Source organism: Methylovirgula sp. (assembly GCF_037200945.1).
Lineage (GTDB): Bacteria > Pseudomonadota > Alphaproteobacteria > Rhizobiales > Beijerinckiaceae > Methylovirgula.
On sequence record NZ_JBBCGP010000001.1, the window covers coordinates 2,259,561 to 2,280,040 of the forward strand.

19 protein-coding genes are annotated in these 20,480 nt (G+C 57.4%); 10 read left to right on the forward strand and 9 right to left on the reverse strand.

Translation table 11 applies throughout. From position 1 onward, the window contains the following. Positions 1–9: 9 nt before the first annotated feature. Complete coding sequence (locus WDN02_RS11055) at positions 10–2,229, reverse strand: type IV secretory system conjugative DNA transfer family protein (protein ID WP_337293539.1); 2,220 nt, start codon at positions 2,227–2,229, stop codon at positions 10–12. Positions 2,230–2,598: 369 nt separating this feature from the next. Here WDN02_RS11055 and WDN02_RS11060 point away from each other — a divergent pair, with 369 nt between their 5' ends. Continuing rightward, positions 2,599–2,880, forward strand: coding sequence for a helix-turn-helix domain-containing protein (locus tag WDN02_RS11060; RefSeq protein WP_337293540.1), 282 nt, complete (start codon positions 2,599–2,601; stop codon positions 2,878–2,880). Beyond that, positions 2,877–4,157 (forward strand): type II toxin-antitoxin system HipA family toxin, encoded by a 1,281-nt coding sequence (locus tag WDN02_RS11065; RefSeq protein ID WP_337293541.1) that lies wholly within the window; start codon positions 2,877–2,879, stop codon positions 4,155–4,157. The genes WDN02_RS11060 and WDN02_RS11065 overlap by 4 nt, the downstream gene beginning before the upstream one ends. A 122-nt stretch (positions 4,158–4,279) precedes the next feature. On the opposite strand, the gene WDN02_RS11070 is transcribed toward WDN02_RS11065, so the two are convergent. The 3 genes from WDN02_RS11070 to WDN02_RS11080 form a co-directional block, all read right to left on the reverse strand. Then, positions 4,280–9,001: a hypothetical protein gene (locus tag WDN02_RS11070; RefSeq protein WP_337293542.1), complete on the reverse strand. Its 4,722-nt coding sequence runs from the start codon at positions 8,999–9,001 to the stop codon at positions 4,280–4,282. A 128-nt stretch (positions 9,002–9,129) separates the two neighbouring features. After that, on the reverse strand, positions 9,130–9,840 hold the full coding sequence (locus WDN02_RS11075) for a helix-turn-helix transcriptional regulator (RefSeq protein WP_337293543.1): 711 nt from the start codon (positions 9,838–9,840) through the stop codon (positions 9,130–9,132). 425 nt (positions 9,841–10,265) lie between these two features. Beyond that, the gene (locus tag WDN02_RS11080) at positions 10,266–10,901 is read right to left on the reverse strand and encodes a DUF1109 domain-containing protein (RefSeq protein ID WP_337293544.1); all 636 of its coding nucleotides are present in this window, start codon (positions 10,899–10,901) and stop codon (positions 10,266–10,268) included. Positions 10,902–11,119: 218 nt separating this feature from the next. On the opposite strand from WDN02_RS11080, the gene WDN02_RS11085 reads away from it, so the two are divergent. From WDN02_RS11085 to WDN02_RS11100, 4 genes are read left to right on the forward strand one after another with little or no spacing between them, the layout of a single operon-like run. Continuing rightward, positions 11,120–11,425 (forward strand): DUF2282 domain-containing protein, encoded by a 306-nt coding sequence (locus WDN02_RS11085; protein ID WP_337293545.1) that lies wholly within the window; start codon positions 11,120–11,122, stop codon positions 11,423–11,425. A gap of 54 nt (positions 11,426–11,479) precedes the next feature. Continuing rightward, positions 11,480–12,397 (forward strand): DUF692 domain-containing protein, encoded by a 918-nt coding sequence (locus WDN02_RS11090; RefSeq protein WP_337294922.1) that lies wholly within the window; start codon positions 11,480–11,482, stop codon positions 12,395–12,397. Continuing rightward, positions 12,384–13,190, forward strand: a complete 807-nt coding sequence (locus WDN02_RS11095) for a DNA-binding domain-containing protein (protein WP_337293546.1) — start codon at positions 12,384–12,386, stop codon at positions 13,188–13,190. Before WDN02_RS11090 ends, WDN02_RS11095 begins: the two co-directional genes overlap by 14 nt. 2 nt (positions 13,191–13,192) lie before the next feature. Continuing rightward, positions 13,193–13,708: a DoxX family protein gene (locus WDN02_RS11100; RefSeq protein ID WP_337294923.1), complete on the forward strand. Its 516-nt coding sequence runs from the start codon at positions 13,193–13,195 to the stop codon at positions 13,706–13,708. 29 nt (positions 13,709–13,737) lie between these two features. Here the strand turns inward: WDN02_RS11100 and WDN02_RS11105 are convergent, their stop codons facing one another. The 4 genes from WDN02_RS11105 to WDN02_RS11120 all read right to left on the reverse strand — a co-directional run bounded on the left by WDN02_RS11105 (position 13,738) and on the right by WDN02_RS11120 (position 16,939). Further along, positions 13,738–14,229, reverse strand: a complete 492-nt coding sequence (locus WDN02_RS11105) for a copper chaperone PCu(A)C (protein WP_337293547.1) — start codon at positions 14,227–14,229, stop codon at positions 13,738–13,740. A 104-nt stretch (positions 14,230–14,333) separates the two neighbouring features. Continuing rightward, a complete protein-coding gene (locus tag WDN02_RS11110; RefSeq protein ID WP_337293548.1) occupies positions 14,334–15,245 on the reverse strand; it encodes a division plane positioning ATPase MipZ in 912 nt (303 codons plus the stop codon). A gap of 213 nt (positions 15,246–15,458) precedes the next feature. Further along, positions 15,459–16,721: an FAD-dependent monooxygenase gene (locus WDN02_RS11115; protein WP_337293549.1), complete on the reverse strand. Its 1,263-nt coding sequence runs from the start codon at positions 16,719–16,721 to the stop codon at positions 15,459–15,461. Continuing rightward, positions 16,688–16,939 carry a zinc-finger domain-containing protein gene (locus WDN02_RS11120; RefSeq protein WP_337293550.1) on the reverse strand — a complete coding sequence of 84 codons (252 nt, stop codon included), beginning with the start codon at positions 16,937–16,939 and terminating at the stop codon, positions 16,688–16,690. Before WDN02_RS11120 ends, WDN02_RS11115 begins: the two co-directional genes overlap by 34 nt. 91 nt (positions 16,940–17,030) lie before the next feature. Here WDN02_RS11120 and WDN02_RS11125 point away from each other — a divergent pair, with 91 nt between their 5' ends. The 4 genes from WDN02_RS11125 (at position 17,031) to WDN02_RS11140 (ending at position 19,813) form a co-directional block, all read left to right on the forward strand. Beyond that, entirely contained in the window at positions 17,031–17,813 is a 783-nt protein-coding gene (locus WDN02_RS11125) for an alpha/beta fold hydrolase (RefSeq protein WP_337293551.1), read from the forward strand. A gap of 88 nt (positions 17,814–17,901) precedes the next feature. Beyond that, positions 17,902–18,738, forward strand: coding sequence for a serine O-acetyltransferase (gene cysE, locus WDN02_RS11130; protein WP_337293552.1), 837 nt, complete (start codon positions 17,902–17,904; stop codon positions 18,736–18,738). 90 nt (positions 18,739–18,828) lie between these two features. After that, the gene (locus tag WDN02_RS11135; RefSeq protein ID WP_337293553.1) at positions 18,829–19,224 is read left to right on the forward strand and encodes a DUF3126 family protein; all 396 of its coding nucleotides are present in this window, start codon (positions 18,829–18,831) and stop codon (positions 19,222–19,224) included. A gap of 43 nt (positions 19,225–19,267) precedes the next feature. Continuing rightward, the gene (locus WDN02_RS11140; RefSeq protein ID WP_337294924.1) at positions 19,268–19,813 is read left to right on the forward strand and encodes a gamma carbonic anhydrase family protein; all 546 of its coding nucleotides are present in this window, start codon (positions 19,268–19,270) and stop codon (positions 19,811–19,813) included. Here the strand turns inward: WDN02_RS11140 and WDN02_RS11145 are convergent. Next, positions 19,803–20,408 (reverse strand): PilZ domain-containing protein, encoded by a 606-nt coding sequence (locus WDN02_RS11145; RefSeq protein ID WP_337293554.1) that lies wholly within the window; start codon positions 20,406–20,408, stop codon positions 19,803–19,805. The genes WDN02_RS11140 and WDN02_RS11145 overlap by 11 nt on opposite strands. Positions 20,409–20,480: the final 72 nt, after the last annotated feature.

Genomic DNA, 20,480 nt, shown 5'->3' on the forward strand with positions numbered 1-20,480 from the left:
TGTCGCTTCTTATGCTCCGGGCGATTGCTCTTTCCGGGCCTTGTCGAGATAGTCCTTAAAGCTTGCTTCTGACTCGAAACGATAAGGCCCCGATTCAAATTGCACGACGACCGAGCCGTCCGAATGAAACTCGGTAGGGAAAGCTCCAAAGTCCGGATCGTAGAAATTCCTCGTGCTAACTACATAGTCCGTGGATGCTGTTGCGGGTTTATGTTGTTTAACCGCCGTGTTTGCGGCGGTCGCCTTTTTTGCGGAAACCGCCGCAACTGGCTGCGTGGTCGCAATTTGTTGTTGCTGTCTTTCGGGGACTTTGGTGTCGTGTAAATTGACCCCGAGTGCGCTTAGGCCGCTATCTTTGTACCAGAGTAATTTTAGGCCCTGTATCGGGTCTAGGTTCTCGATAAAGATGACTTGGCTATCGTCCTTCAGCACCATCAGTTCGTCTGGGTAAGCAAGCTGCCGCTGGGATTCGTTCGTTCCTATCGTGTGAGTGTGACTGCTGCTATCGCTGCCGCCGTCACTGGAACTGTTGTTACCCGCGCCCGTCACATTACTCCAGGTACGCGTGATTGTTTTGCCGAGGGCATACGAGAAATTCTGAATTCTTATCGTGGTAACACCGCAGAGCGTGGAAAAATATTCGGCGGTAATTTTGTCTCGGCTTCCGAAATATTGAATGACACCGCTATTGCTGATGAAGGTTTGCCATCCCTTGTCGTAAATGCGTTCGAGCTGTGACAGGTCTTGCACGATACCCCATAGTTGAATGCCGAAGCCCGCCATAAGCCCGAAGGCTTGCTCGACCATGCTTAGCCTTCCGAGTGCGGCCATCTCGTCAAGCAGAAACAGCACGGGCCGAGGTGGCTTCTTGTCGATATTGCGCGCGTTGATGGTAAGGGCTTGTTGTATCAACAAGCGGAGCCAACGCCCAAAGGTTTCGAGCCGGTCGGCGGGTAGGATTAGATATACAGTCGTGGGCCTCGCCTTGAAATCCTCGAATTGAAAACTCGATCGGCTCAAGCTCTCGCGGATGCGGGGACTATCGAGAAAATGAGTGTGGGATTGAACGGCCGCGAGGACGTTGGAGCGTAGCTTTTCGTCCTTGCTCGCCGTCCGCGAGGCCGTGCTCGAAACAACAGGGTTAGTTTCCTTATACATGTTTTCGAGTACGACTTTGAAATCGGCCGCGCCAAGAAGAAGAATGTCGCGCACTCGACCGAGATGCCGATTTGCCGCTTCATGCTTTGAGATGGCGACATAAAGTATTATGCCGCACAAAAGAGCTTTCGATTCCTCGTCCCAAAATTTCGCTTCGCCTTCGGCTCCAGAGGGGACGAGAGCTTCGGCTAAAAGGAAGGCGTTTTCCGTGGCGTCGGGGTCGTCCGCTTTGATCCAGTCGAGAGGGTTGAAGCACGCTGGCGCGAGGCCGAGCTTCCCGGCCGCCATGTTCCACGGGTCAAGAAGATGGATGTCTTGGCCGAGTCCTGAAATTCTCTTTTCGGGATTGCCTTTGCCGCGTCGAGGCGCGGTTATAAGGGCGTTCTCCCCTTTTGGGTCGATCACAAAGGCCGATCCCTCATAGCTCAGGAGATTCGGGATGATCGATGAGACGCCCTTGCCGCTGCGCGTCGGCGCGACGGTGAGTAGGTGCCTCGGGCCGCCGTAATGGATGAGCTTGCGCGCGCCACCCTCGACAAAGGCTCCGAGAAGAAAACCGCTGCCGTTAAAAAGCTCCTTCTGGTCCAGATAATCCATCGTCGCCCATTTGGCTGAGCCGAAACTGATGGGTCGTTCGGCGTTCGCTCGTTCGGCGAGGAAGGCTTTAGCGCCCAAGCGGATGCCGTATCCCAGGGCAACGAAAAAGGCGAAGATGGCGATTACTTTGGTCAGCCCATCCGCGATCGGTGCGTAGCCCAGCCACGCGTAAAGGACGATTACCGCCAACCCAACGAAAAATAGGATTCTGCGAAACGGTCTGAGGAAAGGGCTGAAAAATGCCCCTACGGCGAAACCGAGACCCGCCGCGATAGCGTCGATGGCAAATCGCCAAAATACGCCGCTAAACGTCGGCAATGTTGCAGCCTGTCCGAAGAAGCCTGGATGGCCTCCATAGCTGTTTTGATTGCCGTAGTCGTAAGGAGTTTGAGAATATTGAGCGACTACTGGAAACACGAAAAGAAGACTAAGGCCAATTCCGAAGAGAATTGGTCGAGACAAACGCCACCCCATGAAATGCCCCTCAAATCGAAGCAGTGGAGTTGGCAGCCAATACTAGAGCTTGGCTTTATTCAACCAAGATCGGTTTTTGTTCACGGCGGATTGAACAATGTCCTACGGCCTCAGGTTTTGAGGCGCGGTCACACGTCTAGCCGCCGGCGCGTAGGGCGCGAGCCTCCTCAAATTTCTTTCTCTAGCCGATGTAATAGAGTTCAGTCTGACCCGCTGCCCGCAGAGAGCGCGCATTCGGGGCTGGGATAATAAGGATAAGGTTATGATTTACTGAGTAAATATATTAATGTTTCCGATCGACGACAATTATAATTGTCAACGAGCGACGACATATGTTATTGTCGTCGAACGATGACATATGGAAACCCCATGATCGTTCGCACACCCGCAGACCTTGGCGCTGCCATCCGCGACAGGCGGAAGCAGCTCAAGCTCGATCAGTCAACTTTCGCCAAGCAGATCGGCGTCAGCCGGCAATGGGTCATCGAGATCGAGCGCGGCCATCCGCGTGCCGAGTTGGGGTTAGTCCTCCGCGCCCTCAATGCCTTGAACATCCGCCTCGACGCAGCCGTCGATCAAACTGATCGCAGCCTGTCGAGCGCTATCGATATCGATGCCATCGTGAACAAGGCAAAAAAGAGCAGGCCATGACCAACGATCTCGTCGTTCTTCTAAATGGGACAGAGGTCGGGCACGTCCATAGCGGCGCGCAAGGACGTCTTACATTCGTCTATGATGATAAATGGCGCGAGGCAGACGATGCGTATCCGTTGTCGCTTTCGATGCCGCTGGCGGCGAAGGAGCACGGCCGTTCTGTCATCGAGGCCTTCCTGTGGGGGCTGTTGCCCGACAACGACCGTGTGCTCGATCGTTGGGCCGCCAAGTTCCATGTCTCGGCCCGCAACGTCTTTGCTTTGATTTCGCATGTCGGCGAAGACTGCGCTGGCGCCGTCCAGTTCGTTACGCCGGATCGCCTGAGCGCCATGCGCAGTGGCAATGAGGATAAGATCGAATGGCTTGACGAATCCGACATCGCCAAACGGTTGCAAACCTTGCGTTCGGATCATGCCGCATGGCGATTGCCACGAGATACGGGGCAATTCAGCCTAGCCGGGGCTCAACCCAAAACGGCGTTGCTCTTGCAGGGCAAGCGCTGGGGAATACCATCCGGGCGTCTGCCGACCACGCATATATTGAAGCCTCCGACCGGCCAGTTCGACGGCCATGCGGAGAATGAGCATATCTGTCTCATGCTCGCCCGAAGCCTTGGATTGCCGGCAGCGCAATCGAAGGTCATGCGTTTTGAAGACGAAATCGCCATTGTCATCGAGCGTTATGACCGGTTGCGCACTGGCAATGAGATCGTTCGCGTTCACCAGGAAGATATTTGTCAGGCGCGTGGCATCATGCCCACCAAGAAATATCAAAACGAAGGCGGCCCGGGGGCAGGCGACATCATCGACCTGCTGCGCACCTATTCCACAGACCGCCAGGCCGATCTCAAGACGTTCGTTGGAGCCCTTGGCTTTAACTGGCTTATTGCTGGCACGGACGCGCATGCCAAGAATTTTTCGTTGCTCCTTGGCGGCTCCCATGTCCGGCTTGCGCCGCTCTATGATGTCGCGAGCGTTCTTCCATACGATGAATTCGACATTAGGAAAGTCAAGCTCGCGATGAAGATCGGCGGCGAATATGAGCTTGACCAGATCGGACATCGCCAATGGCAAAAATTTGCACGTGAGACACGGACCGATGCTGATGAACTAATGGTCAGCCTCGTATCCATGGCAAAACAATTGCCCGATGAAGTGAGCGCCGCGCGTAAGCGCGCCGGTCAGGATGGATTGGATGAAGCTGTTATCGCGCGTTTGACTGCGGGGCTTATCGAAAGAGCGCGGGAGAGCCAAAAACTTCTCGATCGCGTGTAGAAGGTTACGGCCGCCGAAACAGACCTGTTTAGAGAACGCACTCAGACACGCGCTTCAAACGAGGACAATGATGACCGTCACCAAAGACCATGCATCGTATGTGCATTTGTGCTTAGCAAGTGCTAGGACGTTTGGGGTCTTGCGCGATGTGGCCGAAGAGGCTCTGGCCGCTTTGGGGGCGGCGCTGAGACCTTTTTTACTTTCGGCTTACGAAAGAAGCTCGGAATGCCTTCTTCGGGCGGCTCAGTCAGCAGCTTTTTGAGCTGTTCGTCGGAGGGGTCCTTTCGCTCAAAATGATCTTCCCGACTGAACCCATCACCCGTCAACCAATAAATAGAACTATACTTCCGCTCTCCTCCCCATCCGCCGTCGTGTTGTTTTCCGCCGAAGACCTCTTTCCTTGCGGTCACGATCCAAACAACAGCGAGTTTTTCGCGTTTCAGGAACTCTAGAAATGCAGTCTTTTCGACAAGCGCCGCACTTGGCCCGGGTTCTTGCACGGACGGATCGAGAAATGCGAGCGTCCCACGATCGTCCTCGTAAGAGAGGTCTTGCGCACCAGACAAATAAAGTTTCAATCCTCGCACAAGACCCGGGGAGGGCAATTTAGCGCTGAACGATTCTTCAATTGAATAATCGTTTCCCCCTTTCTCCGCCGAGTAAGTCGTCACGGTTGGCATCGTCGCGACAGGAATCCCACTCCATTCGCTCGGGGGAGCCCAGCCTTCCTCCGAATGGTACAGCGGATGCCAGCAATACTCTCCGAGATAGCCGCGCTGCTCAATTTCAAGTGTCGGCAAATCGTGAGAACCGCCGAATGTGCGGCCTTTAAGGGCCTTGATGAGACTATCTCTCTCGCACATGGGAACGAGAAGGCTCTTAACGTCTACGCTTGACACGCGATCATAGGTCGTCTCGCCCCGGCGCAGCCCCCATTGATGCCAGCCCACATATTCGTCCAGAACAAACCACTGGGTACTATTCTTTGTGTTGTTGACTAAAAGCAACTCCGGGCCGTTCACGATGTCATCTTGTCCGTCGAGCCAAAGTAGTCGTGCTTGCGGCGAGGTCTCTTTGAGGTTGATATCGAACGGTAGCCACCAAGTCGCCGCCCATTGCTTCCAGGCCTCGCTAAAAGTTCGCGCCTTAAGCAATGACGGATCGATGTCTCTTCCATACCACTGCCACGGCCCTTCGTATCGACCTAGCTTGTCGCGCGAATCCAAGATAAACGCTACGTTGTCCGCGAGATGACCAAGTGCTTCGTGCAACGCAATCCATTGGTATTTCTTCCCAATACGCTCGATTCGGTGATCCATTCTGCCACCTTTGTCGAACTCTCGCTCTACAGTTGCAAACAAGTCCGAGGTCCAGCCAAGATCGTGCGCGCGCTTACAAACCCAACGCCTAATCTTTAACGAATCGTAGTGCTCCGGCCAGGAGTAACGGTATTGCGCGGAATAGATACCCTTTTGCAGATGAGCGCGCGCGTAGTCTCGGTAACCTTCCCACTCCTCAGTATTCAAAACCGCCTTAAGTTGCCTTTCGGCTTTACCGAGTTCGCGTTCGCGTGCCTTTAGCGTTCTCTTTTGTGCTTCTTCGTCCTTCGTATCTCTGTCGATAGGTTTCCGCTTGGCTTGCTTCTCTGGTTCGAGAAGGTGGTGGATAGATATTAACCGGATCGGGTGGGATTTTTCGGCTTCACGAAGCGCTTCGCAAGCCGCAACGAGTTCCTTTAGCGCATTGCGAACGGCGGGGCGCCGGCGAGTGACTTTACTCTCCCACTCGCCATAGAGCACTGCCTCTGTCTTTCCAGCTGCACCAATCGGTAAATTGCTCCAATGACGAACAGCGGAATCCACAACATACCGGGCAAAATCTCCATCGTGAACTGTCGAACTCACGATTTGGTCGGTGTGAACACCGCGGAGGTACTGCTGCTTATAGCTCTCGATTTTTCGCTTGGGCACATTTTCCAGCGGCCATGAGCTGTGATACGGAGGACGGACCCTGGAAATTACAATACGTTTTGGAAGAACGCCTCTTACCTTTGCAAACTCGATAATTCCGCGTGCATGATCGCGGATCAGGATGTGAGGCGTAATGTCTTGGTCGGCGAATATGACGTCATAGACAGCTGCCGCTAGCGCGCCCAGCCCGTCGGTAGTGAGTCCTTGCAAAGCACCACCATACGCTGACGCGAGTACGCGGTCGCGGATGTAACTGTCATCAATTTGAGCGAAAAGACGAACGAGCCTGGCGGCCAGGTCGAGGCGCTTAGCGAGCAACGCGGCTAACGCCTTAGTTGCAGTATCGCGAATTTCTCTGTGGCTTGTCGAAAGCAGCCAGTTTAACGCTATGGCAGCGAGCTCGGCCCGCTGTTTAGCAATGTCACCGTTAGCGTTGAATCTCGTCCAAGTGATCAGCGTTCGCACTTGGCTGTCTTCGTTGTTGCTATTCCTGGCAACAAATATCGACCACCGGCGATCGCGTTGTGGCATCGTCATCGACGCCAACTTCTTATGCAAATAATATGCATTGTATCGATTGTCCGGCTCACTCGCGATCGCTAACAGAGCCGGAAGCACGTAGTCTTGACCATCAGCCTGGGAGAGTTCCTCCAGAAGTGTAACGGTGCGCTGGCGGAAGCATGTCTGGTCGCGCCAAAGGAGGCTTTTCTTGAAAGCTTCCCGCGCAAGATAGTTTTCAGCTGAAACTACATCCGGCAATTCAAACTTAGTGCGTTCTGGAAGTTGAACGGCGATAGCCTCTATTGCGCCCATATGTCTGTAGGCGTCGTTCTCGTTGAGATACGCCCCCAGCACGGTCCCGGCTGCAAAAGACGCTAAAGGGTTCGCCAAATCCAGGTTCTTATCAAGCAGACGTGAGGCAGCGCGATAGTCGCTATATCGTTCGAAAGTGAAGCGCACGAATTGCTCAAGTATGCCGTCCGGACTTTTCAATGGTTCGACGGCGAGCATGCCCTCGCTTTCTAACTGCGTTAGAAGATTTCGTTCACGTGATCCGTGAGATGGCAAAATAGCGTCGAGCAGGTCGGATGCTGTCTTGTATTCGATATAGCCTCGGTCCTTATCGTCGCCAGCTTCGGCGAGGGCTTCAATCGCTTGCGCAACGATCCGTCGGCGCGGATCGAGTTGTAGACGCCTTTCGATCTGCTTTGCCACCGCAGAAAAATAGAACTCGAATATCTGTGTGACGCCGCGCAGGCCACGTGGAAATTCGGATAAACCCTCCTTTTGAAGGAAGTCACAACATGTCTTCAGAAATAGCGGATTCTCAAATTCAGGGATCAAATTCGGCACGGCCATCCTGACAATGCCCCGCCGATCGAGGTAGACGCGAGCGGCCTCGCCGGCACGGCCTGCAAACCCAACATGCTCGATACGAGGCAGTTGTTTTGTCGTCAGCGAAGCATTGACGATGAATTCCAAATATGTCGAACGGCATGAAACAGCGATTGCGACACGGGGAAAATGCGCCACCGTTTGAAGGAACGATGCCAAACGGGTCGGCCAGACATCGAGACCGTTGCGTTCGTTGATCGCGTCGATGAGTATCAGGGCGCGCGTGTTTGCGGCCTGCGCTGCGGCATCGAGCGCTCCAAGAAAGAGTTGCACGTCGAGTGTTTGGAGTCCCAACTGCTGAAGTATTTGTGTCCAGGGCTCGCCATCGATGAAATTACCACCGAGGACAAGAATAGCTGGCTTTTGGGACTTGATGCAGTGCGCTGCCGCATCGCCGAACAAATGGGACTTGCCGACGCCCGCTTCGCCATAAATCAGCAACCGTTGTTCGTTCACGACCTGCCAGCGGTGCTCTTCTGTGGCATTGAGAATGCCGTGGAGCGCGTCACTGAGCTTCTGAAGCGCATGATGCGCATAACTTGCACTGTGCGGTTCTTCATTCTTCGGAACCTTTCGATTCCACATTATATGTTGGCATTTGTAAATAGCCGATACCGCAAGCTTCGCGAGGCGAGCCCATTCGCCGGTATCCAGCTTTGCCGTTGGATCAAATGAACTCGTCGAGATTGACCCGGAAACTGCCCCGACACTCTGGTCGAGTTTGATCACAAGTTTGCGGTGCGTTGGATGTTTCAATAAACGGCCCAGCGAGTCGGTCGCTTCGTAACGCGCTTCCTCCAGAGTTTTGAGAAGCTCAGTGGCTTCGTCCTCGACAGACCGGTCACGGGCGAAGGCAAGTAATGCGCGCCGTACGGGAAGGTCGACATTTGTCTCGGGAGTGTAGCGATCGCCGAGTCCTTTAATTGATTCGTCGAGTCTCGACTTAAACCACACGGAGTCTAGGAGCGTTTGGTCGAACCAATACCGCGCGCGCCCGACGTACAAGGGGTCGGTGCGGGTCAACCGCTCTAACAGCGCGGTCGAATCCCATAGTTCAATCTTCAATTGCCGACTGGCTTTGCGGGCCGTTGCCACCCATTTGGCGGCCCATGCTTTCCATCGTTCTAGTTCCGACTGCGATTTCCCCCTTCTGCTGTCCCGAAGATTGAACGGCAGACAGACGATGTAGTTAGCCATTGTAGGGTGCTTGGCCAGAGCCTGCTTGATGGATTCGTCGAGCTGAGAGACCTGGCTCGCGCCAAACTCAAAGAAATACTTGGCCTGCCAACCGGTCTCCTTGCCATTGTCCGTGACAAAGCATTCAACGCCAGCGTCCGCACCGATACCCTTACGATGATATGCAGCTGTCTGGGATCGGGACTCCAGAGATGCAACCTGACAGCACAGCTCCTCAAAGCCGTGTTCCCGTGATCCTCGGTGCGCCCTAATTTGGCGAAAGTCGATGTCAGGCTGGATCACGTAGTTACCTTGCGGAAGGCCATGTCTTATTGATTACGCGACATAGGTTATATCAATTCTCTCAGAAAAGTGCCTGCTAGAGGCTAGCGTTACGTTGCGCCTGGCTTTTGGGACGTGAGCAACGCGGCTCATCCGCCAAATCCATCCGGCAAGGGAACCCTATCTTCGTCAAGAGTCTCCCACTTACCCTCAAGCCGAACGAGCGCGTAACGCCGGCCTTCGGTCCCATCCTTCGATTGAAGCGTCATGAGTCCCACAATAAATATCAGGTCGGGGCGATCTTTCTCTCTCAGAACCTGGCGATGATATCCCATGTAGCAAACAAGCCCGAAGCGTTCGAGCTGCGAGCATTGTTCCGCGAAATTTCGAGCATACTCGAGTTGATCAGACGTGCCGCAATCGTCCCAAACGTCATTCAAGTCCTTCAGATAATCGACGAGACTGGCAGCAAGGTCCAAAGAGCCGTCATCTTCAGCGGCGGTAGTGTCAAACCGGAAGGCATGACGTTGGGCGAAGGCCGCCAGGAAGTCTTTTGCCGAATGAATTGGATCGGTCGGCACGAGCACCGTCTTGCGGATCGCACGCGCGATTTCTGCGTGCTGGCGCGCTTCCTGTTCCGGCGTCGGCTTTTCAAAATAGCTCACGTCAAGATTTGCCCCCCGGGCAAGGCTGCGCAGGGTCTGCTCTTCAGGCCGGTGGCGTCCGCTTTCGATTTTTTCGATAGTCCGGGTTGTTAGGCCCGATGCGTCGGCCAGATTTTCCTGTGTCAGCCGAAGCATCTTGCGCAGGAATTTGACCTGTTGGGCGATATAAGCGGGGTCCCGAACCATAGTTTCCATGATCGTCCTCATCTGTGGAGTTGCGCAACGATCATGTGAGAGAGAGTGGGGAATGTCCCCGAACGGTCCCCGAACGCTCTTGAAGCAGGATGTGGCCCATTGAGGATGCGACTAAAACTAAAATGGGCCCGAAGAGAACCTAACTAGCTGAAAATACAGCGAATTTTGCGTTTATCTGAATGGCAACGCCGTGCTAGTATGCTGATTCGAAAGGGAATTTGTCCTCAGGAATCCTATTTTCACATGTTCTTACACAGTCACATATATTGAAGCTAATTTGTTAGGTTATTCAATAGGGTGGTTGTTTGCCGGAAGGACTTAAAATCCTTCGGCTCGAAAGAGCTGTGCCGGTTCGACCCCGGCCGCCCGCACCATTCGCGGCAGACTTGGGCCGATGGGAGCCGGGCCTTGCCGCTAAAAGCGTATCACCATTTGAGCAGCTTGACGCCGAGAACATATCCCACGGTGGCTATCGCCAAAGTGGCGAGCGGATACCAGGTGGCGACGAAAAGCGGGCTGTCGTCGGTGCAATTCGCGGCATAGAACGTCGCGGCGATCCCGCTCGCGGCCATGCCAGCGAGCCCGCCGGCGACGCCCGGCTTCTCCGACGCGCCCTGTCGCAACGCCATCAGCAAGCAGGCAAGAGGCCCCATCGCGAGAAGCGGAACTAGGGTCAGGCAGCAGCGTGAGTTTTTGCCGACAAGCAGCCGCATCCACATGTCCCGCGGCATCACGATCAGTTCGACGGCGGCCGCGCACGCCAGCAGCAAAGGCACGGCCATCAATATCCACGACCAGCGTTTGAGCGAGGCGCAGGGGCGCGCGAGCGAAAGCATTGTTCCCGTCGCACCGGCGGCAAGCGTTCCCGTCGCGACGAATTTAAAAAGGAAGCGCGGGGATTGAACGGCTTGGGAAATATCGGGTCTCACTCCGATACCCAGAAAAAATGCGCAGCCGGAGATGAGAATTCCAAAAACAATTGCGAGGCCGAAAATTGATCCAAATCGCCAAACCGGCGCCGAGTCGGCAGAGAGCAGGTCGATGAAGTCGTTGGTCTTCACGATGGCTGCTCCCGATATCCGCTTTGACGCCAATGGTTTTTATCTGACCCTTTTACGACGCTGGCCCCCTCTTCGTTACAGGTGGCCCAGTCTATTCGATCCCGTGCGCACATCACGGAACTGTGAGAATGGCGATCCGTAACGGCCATCGACGGCCAGCCGTAGGCACAAATGCGCCCCGCAAGCGGGCGTAACGAAGCCTCAATCTGGAGAACGTCATGTCTATGAAAACCATCGTGAGCGCGGCTATCCTCGCCGGCGCTGTGACGACTGCGCTGTCGACGATCGCCGCTGCCGCGCCTTTGACGAAGGCGGAGGTGCATGCTGCGCTCGCCGCGCATAAGGAAAAGTGCTTCGGCGTTGCCCTGAAGGGCCAGAACGATTGCGCGGCCGGCCCAGGCACCACCTGCCAGGGCACGTCGACCGTAGACTTCCAGACCAATTCCTGGAAATTCGTACAGGGTGGCACCTGCACCGGCATCGTCCTGCCGAACGGTGGTCATGGTTCGCTGAAGGCGATGTAACGTCATCTCATAGCGACCGACAAACGCCGGAAAGCGGAGAAAAACGTGAATTCAATGATCGAGCCCGCTGTCCCCCACGCGGCGATCCCTCTGCGCTTTCCGGCGCATCCGATTGCTGGCCTGGCGGGAACAAGCTTCAAACATGAGCACCTGCCGGCGATCCTCGCGCAAGAAAGCTGCGGCGGTTTTTTTGAAATTCATGCCGAAAATTATATGGGTGCAGGTGGACCGCCGCATCACGCGCTTGAACGTGTCCGCCGCGACTATCCGATATCTCTGCACGGTGTCTGCATGTCGATCGGTGGGCCGCAGCCGCTCGATAAAGCTCATCTTGAAAAGTTCCGGTCTCTCGTCGAAAGCTATGAGCCGGCGCTCGTTTCAGAACATCTTGCCTGGTCGACGCATGAGATGACCTTCTTCAACGATCTCCTGCCGCTGCCTTACACCGAGGTAACGCTTGCACGCGTCAGCGATCATATCGACGAAGTGCAGGAGGCGATCCGGCGCCCCATCCTGCTTGAAAATCCGTCGACCTATGTCTCGTTTCACGAATCGACGATGAGCGAAACCGACTTCATTCGCGCCATCGCCCAGCGCACCGGATGCGGGCTCTTGCTTGACGTCAACAATGTCTTCGTGTCGGCGACCAATCACGGCTTTTCGGCACTTGAATATCTGTCTGACTTTCCGCTCACCCGTGTCGGCGAGATCCATTTGGCCGGTCACGCCGAACAGAGCGACGACGAAGGCGATCTCCTGCTTATCGACAGCCACGATGGTCCCGTCGCCGACGCGGTGTGGAAGCTGTTCGATCTCGTCATCGGCCGGTGCGGACCTGTTCCAACGCTCGTCGAGTGGGACAGCAATATCCCTGAGTGGCCGGTGCTGAGGAAAGAGGCGATTGCGGCTCAGGCAATCCTCGACCGCTACAAAGCCATTGCTCTGCCGGATGGCCGCCATGCCGCCGCTTGAAAATGCTCCCCGCGACGCCGTAAGCGGACCATCGTTCGCGGCGGAATTTTCGCCGGCACTGATCAATCCCGAGCGGGAAACGCCCGCCGCCGTCACCGGGCCGAATGGCAAGCTGGCGGTCAAACGCTTCAACGTCTATCGCAACAATGTCATCGTCAGTCTCATCGACGCGCTGGCGTCGATCTATCCTGCCGTGCAACGCATCACCGGCGTGGACTTTTTTCGCGCCATGGCGCGCTTTCATATCCGCGCGACGCCGCCGTATTCGCCGTTGCTGTTCGAATACGGCCGTGATTTTCCGGCATTCATCGAACACTATGAATATGCGCAATCCATGCCATATCTCGCCGATGTTGCCCGGATCGAGCGGGCCTGGCTCGACGCGTACCACGCGACGGACGCTTCGCCGCTTGCGCCCGAAGCTTTGGCCGCAGTCCCGCCGGAGCGATTGGCCGATATCGTTTTCATGCCGCATCCCGCGACGCGGATCGTGCGTTCCCAATTTTCCGCGGTGACGATTTTCGCTGCCAATCGGACAGATGCGCCGATCGACCTGATCGAATCCGTTGTGCCGGAAGATGCGCTGATCACCAGGCCCGATCTTGAGGTCGTCGTCCGGCATTTGCCGCTGGGTGGTGCAATTTTCCTGACGCACCTTGTTGCTGGCGAAACGCTTGGCGCTGCGGTAGCGGCGGCTCTTGAGATCAAGCCGTTGTTCGACATTCCGGCAAGTATCAGCGGAATGATTGAGGCCGGCGCCTTCACGACAATTAATTTTGGAGATGAACGATGACGATGATGGATAATCGTGGCGCAGTCCGCGAAAGAGTTCGGCCGGTTTCCATTCTTGTCGAAAAGGCGGACGCGCTGGTGCGCGTAATTGCCCAGCCGTCCTTTGTGCAACTCGTGACGCGTATCGCGCTCGCCGTGCCGTTCTGGCGATCTGGCATTCTGAAATGGAGCGGCTTTTTGCAATTGAACGACACTGCTGTTTATCTCTTCAGCGATGAGTTCAAACTGCATCTGCCCGGCGGCCCCTATTCGTTTCCGATGCCGGCTGATTTCGCCTTTCTGTCTGGGTGCGGCGAGATCATTTTCCCTGTTTTGCTCGTGCTCGGCTTTGCAACACGCTTCGCGGCGCTCGGTTTGCTGGTCATGACCCTGATTGTCGAACTTACCGTCCCCGATGGATGGCCCGTCCACATCACCTGGGCGGCGATGGCGCTCAGCATCATGGCCTGGGGACCGGGCAAGCTCTCATTGGATGCGGGTCTCAAGTACGTTTTCGGAACCCGTGAGATTTCGAAGTAGCAGAGAGTCCGCTTCCGGCCGTCCGCAGCCTATTTCTTCTTTGAATCGCCGCCAGACATCAGTGAACTCAGGCTCGGTATGGCATGGAAGCCGATGTCGATCTGGCCGGCGTTCTCGAAGCCGAGCGTTGCGTGAATGATGTCGCCATCCTTCAATGGATGATGAATGTTCAGAAACGTCACGCGCTCGCCGCCGGGAGCAAGATTCACAGTCGCGCCGGCCGGAATTTCGATGCCATCCGACAATGTCTGACCATCCGTGCCTGACGCGCGCAGCTCGGCTTTATTGGCGATGTCCGAATCGACCGACACGAGCCGGTCCGGCACGCTGCCTTCGTTAATGATCGACAGATAGCCCTCGGCGTCTTTCGCGCCGGCCTTGGTCGGCCGCGTGAACGCGCCTTCAATGAACAACGTGCCAATGCTGACGTTGGGCGAATCCTCGGCGAAGACGGCGGCAGGAATCGTCAAGGTCGTCGCGAACATCGTAAGAAGGGCCGAGCAGGCGAGGGTGATCTTCAAGTTTTGCTCCGTTATTCTGGGCGTCGGCACTGCCGCGATGGCCCCGATATCAACCTTCGCAGGAACGAAGGCTTTGCGTTTTTATCGTGACGGGCCGGGCGGTCTCAGTCCTTAAGATCGCGATAATAGCGGGAAATCCGCTCAAACCAATCATGCCGGGCTTGAAGATGCGCCATGCCGCGGCTGCGCTCCGGCAATTGCAGGGTCGCGATCAGCGTTTCGACCTCGCGCCGGGCGGCGAGTTGCGAATTCGTCAGGCTGGAGCCGCGCATCGCCTCTTCGATCGGATCGAGCGTCGTGAGGCCGATGGGGAAGAGCTCGCGAAAAATCACGCGGTCGTGAAGCCCGTCGGCGGGGCGGAACTGCAGTTCGGGCGCGAGGCGCGACAGGCTTGCGGATATCTGCTTGGCATTGTTCGATTGGGTCGAGGACATGCGATTGCGCACAATGATCCAATCGATAATGCCCTGATCGACCAGTTTGCGCTTGCGCCGCGCTTCGAGCACCAAGTCGGCATAATGGGCGACCTGACCACGCTGCGAGCGATCGTGGTGCACGCGCGAGAACACATCGACGTCGATAAAGGAATCGTTGACCGGCGAGACGAGCGTATCGGCCAGCGAATGGGCGAGCCGCATGAGATAGGAATCGCTTGCCGGCGTGTCGATGACAACGAATTCATACTCGTGTTCGACTTCCGAAATCGCCGCGGCGAACGCGCCGAATTCCCAAGTTTCGTTATCGCGGACATTTTCGGAATTGCCGCGGTCAGGCGCGTGGTGGCGCGGGAGTTCGACATCCCACGGCGCATTGGCTGCCCATGACGCACGATTTTCGAAGAATCGGGTGAGGGTGCGTTGACGCGTGTCGAGATCGATCGTCGACACGCGAAATCCGGCCTTCAACAAGGCCACGCTGATGTGGATGGACAACGTCGATTTGCCCGTGCCGCCCTTTTCGTTAGCGACGACGATGACGTGCGCGCTACGCAAATCGGGCGCGTCGAACTCAGGCATCGTGGCTCGCGCATTCATGTCTCAAGTCTCAATCCGCGTGAATGCACAAGCATGTTCAAAGTTCAATCGCGATCGGCACAGTTCTGGTGGGCGGCGCGGCGTCGAATGCCACGTGGCGCGTTCGTCTCGGAAAACCGCTCAGCTTGGGCGGTGAAGCTCTACGCTCGCAGCGACCAAGTCAAGCGTACAGCTCGCCCATGAAACACAGCTCGCTCATGGAACAATGGGATTTTTCGCGCCATAGAGCCAATCATAACGGTGGGTTAGCCGAAAGCTAAGGCTGCGCAGCACCATATCCCGCGCGAGGGAGGCCGGCAGGCCGAGATGGTAGACGCGTGCCTGACGGCGCGACTCGCTCTGCACCCGGGCGGCGCGCGGCGCGCGTTTGGCGCTGTAGGCGGCGAGGGCGCCGACAATGTCGCCGCCGGGATCAAGAGCGGCTGCCAGGGTTGCGGCATCTTCGATGGCCTGGGCCGCGCCTTGTGCGAGGAACGGCAGCATGGCGTGCGCCGCATCGCCGAGCAGCGCGACGCGGCCGTGGCTCCAAGCCGCCGGCGTCTCACGCTCGATCAGCGGCCAGACGCGCCATTCCGCCGCCTTGGCGACGAGATCGCGAATAGGCGGCGCCCAATGTGCCAACCGCGCCGCGATCCAGGCCGGGTCACCCTTTTGCGACCAGAGATCGGCTTTCTCGTCGAGCATCTCGCGGGCATCGACAACAGCGACGACATTGATCATTTTTCCGACGCGCAGCGGATAATGCACGACGTGCGCGCCCTGACCGAGCCAGAGATTGCTGTCTGGCAGGCGCATGTCTTCCGCGACGCTGGCGGCGGCAACGAGGGTGCGCCACGCGGCATAACGCGTCTGCGTCGGTGCCTCGTCGGCTTTGCCCTGGAGCGCGGCATTGCGTGCGCGGACGAAAGATCGCACGCCATCGGCGCCGATCAGGCAATCGGCCTCGAAGCTGATGCGCATCGGACCGCGCAAGCCCACGGCGCGCACGCCATTTTCCGTCTGCTCGAAGCCGGCGAGGGCGGTCTGCGGATGAAAGCTGACGTTCGGGTCAGCAAGCGCCGTCTCGCGCAGAATCCGGACGAGATCGCCGCGATGTACGTTGAGGTATGGCGCGCCCCAGCGCCGTTCAGCATCTGCGAGCGGCAACCGTGCCAGCGTCGCGCCATCGCGGGCGCGGTGAATGTGAATCACGTCCGGCGCGAGGCCAACTTCGGCCAGTGCCGGCAGGAGCCCAAGATCGCGCAGGATGCCGCTCGCATTTGGGGAAAGCTGCAAACCGGCACCGATGTTTTCGTTGCCGTCGCCCCGTTCAATGAGCGTGATCCGCCAGCCGCGCCGGGCAAGAGCGATTGCGGCCGTTAGGCCGCCGACTCCGGCCCCGGCAATTAAAACGTGCGGCGATCCGGTATTGTCAGGCAACGAAATCAGGCAGCCGCCGCAGCGTCGGGAAACGCGCATTCCGCGGGTTCGCAGGCGCCAGGTGCCAGGCTTGCGTCATGAATGTAATGCGTCGAGCAATAGGGGCAGATTGCATCGTCCGCATCGCCCATGTCGATGAAAATATGCGGGTGATCAAACGGCGGCAGAGCGCCCATGCACATGAATTTCTTGGCGCCGATCCGAACACGCGCGACGCCGGGCTGATTGTGGAAATGCGGAGTGCCGTGGTCTGCCATCGGAAAATCCCATTCGCCGGGCTGGTGCGTTCCGCTTTATTCGAATAGAGCGGCGAGGTCTACAGGACGCGGCGGACGATCCGTCCCATTCATGATTTTGGCTGATATGCAGGAATTTTCGTCGCACGGTGTGCGGATAGCCTATCTGGACGCGCCGCCGGCGGAAGTAGAGAAGGGCCGTCCCGTCCTCCTGATCCACGGTTTTGCGTCGAACCACGCCGTCAACTGGGTGTTTCCGCAATGGCTGAAGACCCTGAATGGTGCCGGGCGTCGCGTCATCGCCTTCGACAATCGCGGCCACGGCCGCAGCGAAAAGCTCTACCGGCCTGAAGATTATGAACTTTCGCTGATGGTGGCCGATGCCCGTAATTTGCTCGATCACCTTGGCGTCCAGACGGCCGATGTGATGGGCTATTCGCTCGGCGCCCGCATCGCCACGGCCTTCGCGCTGGCCTACCCGGAGCGCGCGAAAGCCTTTGTTTTTGGAGGCCTCGGCGGGAAACTCTTGGAAACGCCGGGGCTTGGCGACGTCATAGCGCGCGCTCTTGAAGCTCCGTCGCTGGCCGATGTCGAAGAAGGCCTCGGCAAAACCTTCCGGACCTTCGCCGAGGCGACGAAAAGCGACTTGCAGGCGCTAGCCGCCTGTGCCCGTGGCGCCCGGCGTCAATTTACCGAGGCGGACCTTGCCGCGGTCGCCGCGCCCGTGCTGGTCGCGGTGGGCAGCAAGGATGACGTGGCTGGCGACCCACAGGCGCTAGCTTCGCATCTGCCATCAGGTGAGGCGCTCGTCATTCCCGACCGCGATCATAATCGCAGCGTCGGAGACGCCACGTTCAAAAGGGCCGCGCTGGACTTTCTCGAACGCTGCGCCTAGCGGAAGCCCGGCCGCGGTTGTGCGCCGCGACGAAGCTGCAATCCCCGGCAAAAACATGCTAGAAGAGATAAATTTTTCGGAGGTTCGGGTGAGTTCGGTAAAATCGTCTTTGGCCAGCGCCAGTTGCGACCGCCCGGATTCGATCTTTGCGCGCATTCGCCGTGAAGCCGAAGAGCTTCTCCGCCGTGATCTGAGCATTGCGCCCTGGGTGACAACAATCATCCTTGAACAGCCGAGCTTTGAGGCGGCAGTCATCTATCGCGCTGCGAGCCGGCTCGGCAACGACACAATTGCGGTGGAACAAATCCGCCAGACCTATTCGGATATCGCCGCCCGCGATCCGTCGATCGGCGTCGTGTTCCGCGCCGATCTTCTGGCGTTTCTCGACCGCGATCCGTGCTGCGAGCGGCTGATCGAACCACTGCTTTATTTCAAAGGATTTCACGCGCTGGCAACGCACCGGCTTGCGCATGCACTCTGGACGGAAGGGCGCTACGATTTCGCGCTTTATTTGCAGAGCCGGTCGTCGGAAGTCTTTCAAACCGATATCCATCCTGCAGCCAAGATTGGCAAAGGCATCTTCCTCGATCATGCGACTGGGCTCGTGGTCGGCTCGACGGCGGTTGTCGAAGATAATGTTTCGCTCCTGCAGGATGTCACGCTCGGCGGAACCGGCAAGGAAGCGGGCGACCGTCATCCGAAGATTCGTCACGGTGTGCTCATTGGCGCGGGCGCCAAGGTTCTCGGCAATATCGAAGTGGGACATTGCGCGCGGATCGCGACGGGCTCCGTTGTCCTGCGTCCTGTGCCACCCAAGACGACGGTTGCCGGCGTCCCCGCGCAAATCGTCGGCGATGCTGGCTGCCCCGAGCCGGCGCTTTCGATGGATCAGATCCTCGCAGCAAAGGCGGCGGCCCGCGGCTGAGCCGGGGTTGCGATCGATTTCGATTTCTGGCAATGGGCACGGGGGTCGCGTTGCGGCCTTGCGAGAAGAGCGGCTTGGGAGAGCTGGCGTTTGGACAAGGTCGAACTACACAAATTGCAGGGCTTTTTGCGACAAGCCTTTGGCAATCAAAGCCTCAAAGTCGTTCCGGCCAAGCGCAATTCCGACGATGCCGAAGTGCATCTCGGCGAGCGCGCCATCGCGTCGATTGCCGTCGATGATGAGGATGGGGATCGTTCCTTCGCGCTGGAGATGAAAATCCCCGTCGAACGTCCGGTTTTGCAAGATTATTTGCGGCGTCTGTTCGAGAACGACAAGCTGCGCATCGTGGCCCGCCCGCGCAAAAACGATTCGGTCGAACTTAATTCCGGCGACGATTACCTTGGTGTCATCTCGCAAGACGATCCGAAGGGCAGCAGCTTTACGCTGCAAGTCGCCATTCTGGATTTCGATCTCGAAGATTTTTGATCCGCCACGTCGTCGTCATCGCGGCTGAATGAGTGAGGAAACTATGCCTCTCCATGCGTTGGACGGTGTGTCTCCGCAATTGGCGAAAGACGCTTGGGCCGCCCCGGACGCACAAATCATCGGGGATGTCAGAATTGGCGCCGAGGCTTCGATCTGGTTCCACGCCATCCTGCGCGGCGACAATGAGAAAATCGCAATCGGCGCACGCACCAACATTCAGGATGGCTGCATCCTTCACACGGATCTCGGCTATCCGCTCGAAATCGACGAGGGCTGCACCATTGGCCATCGCGTCATTCTGCATGGCTGCCTGATCGGCGCGAACTCGCTGATCGGCATGGGCGCCACGCTTCTGAATGGGGTCAATGTTGGCCGCAATTGCATCGTGGGTGCCAATTCGCTCCTGACGGAAGGAAAAGCTTATCCCGATAATTCGCTGATCATCGGCGCGCCGGCGCGGGTCATCCGCGAACTCAAGGACTCGGAGATCGCGCAATTGCGCGAGAGCGCTGCGGTCTATGTCGCAAACACACGCCGCTACAAGCGCGGTTTGGCGCTCGCGAGCGATGGCGTTCGCGCTAAAGCTTGATGTTTTCGTCGAATCTTTCGGGCGGGATCACCTGATCGAAGCGGACGGCCAGCCCGCCTTCGAAGGCGCGGACAATCTCGCCGTTCGTCTGGCCGAGCTTCACTTTCGTTCCGATGGCCGGCTTTGCCGACGTCGAAATCGCGGCGCCCGAGATGGAGACGTCGATGAGCTGGACGATATGCTCATTGTCGCTATCGACATGAAGGATCGAATGGCGCCGAAGTGGTGTGATGCGCTCGTGATTGCGTCCTTCGGGAATTCCGAGCACGTCGCGATTGATGATCCAGGTGAGCTGATTGGCGATTTTTTCGCGCTTCGCGAAGGGCATCGTCATCTGGATCGCGAAACCGCCCTGCGTGTGCCGGACGATCTGGCCCTCGACACGGCCGATCTGATCGAGATAGATGACGACACGTTCACCGATTGCGCCGCGCACGGGCGCGTTGATCGCGAGTCCACCGGGCGACATATTCACAGTCTGACACGGAAATTCGCGCCGATCCTGCAGCATATAGCGGCCAAGCAGAGTCACGTCGACGCGCAGATGGCGGCGCCGCTCGCTGGCTTTCGCATACGTCTTGAGCTTGGCTGTCATCGCGACTCGTGGCGAGAATCCGACAGGAAGAGCCGGCACCTAATCATGACGGAGAGCGAGTTAATGTCATGT

Bases quoted from the DNA above. Each gene is read 5' to 3' on its own strand.
- WDN02_RS11055 (WP_337293539.1), bottom strand. From the start codon at position 2,229: ATGGGGTGGCGTTTGTCTCGACCAATTCTCTTCGGAATTGGCCTTAGT.
- WDN02_RS11060 (WP_337293540.1), top strand. From the start codon at position 2,599: ATGATCGTTCGCACACCCGCAGACCTTGGCGCTGCCATCCGCGACAGG.
- WDN02_RS11065 (WP_337293541.1), top strand. From the start codon at position 2,877: ATGACCAACGATCTCGTCGTTCTTCTAAATGGGACAGAGGTCGGGCAC.
- WDN02_RS11075 (WP_337293543.1), bottom strand. From the start codon at position 9,840: ATGGAAACTATGGTTCGGGACCCCGCTTATATCGCCCAACAGGTCAAA.
- WDN02_RS11085 (WP_337293545.1), top strand. From the start codon at position 11,120: ATGTCTATGAAAACCATCGTGAGCGCGGCTATCCTCGCCGGCGCTGTG.
- WDN02_RS11090 (WP_337294922.1), top strand. From the start codon at position 11,480: ATGATCGAGCCCGCTGTCCCCCACGCGGCGATCCCTCTGCGCTTTCCG.
- WDN02_RS11095 (WP_337293546.1), top strand. From the start codon at position 12,384: ATGCCGCCGCTTGAAAATGCTCCCCGCGACGCCGTAAGCGGACCATCG.
- WDN02_RS11100 (WP_337294923.1), top strand. From the start codon at position 13,193: ATGATGGATAATCGTGGCGCAGTCCGCGAAAGAGTTCGGCCGGTTTCC.
- WDN02_RS11110 (WP_337293548.1), bottom strand. From the start codon at position 15,245: ATGCCTGAGTTCGACGCGCCCGATTTGCGTAGCGCGCACGTCATCGTC.
- WDN02_RS11115 (WP_337293549.1), bottom strand. From the start codon at position 16,721: ATGCGCGTTTCCCGACGCTGCGGCGGCTGCCTGATTTCGTTGCCTGAC.
- WDN02_RS11120 (WP_337293550.1), bottom strand. From the start codon at position 16,939: ATGGCAGACCACGGCACTCCGCATTTCCACAATCAGCCCGGCGTCGCG.
- WDN02_RS11125 (WP_337293551.1), top strand. From the start codon at position 17,031: ATGATTTTGGCTGATATGCAGGAATTTTCGTCGCACGGTGTGCGGATA.
- WDN02_RS11140 (WP_337294924.1), top strand. From the start codon at position 19,268: ATGCCTCTCCATGCGTTGGACGGTGTGTCTCCGCAATTGGCGAAAGAC.
- WDN02_RS11145 (WP_337293554.1), bottom strand. From the start codon at position 20,408: ATGACAGCCAAGCTCAAGACGTATGCGAAAGCCAGCGAGCGGCGCCGC.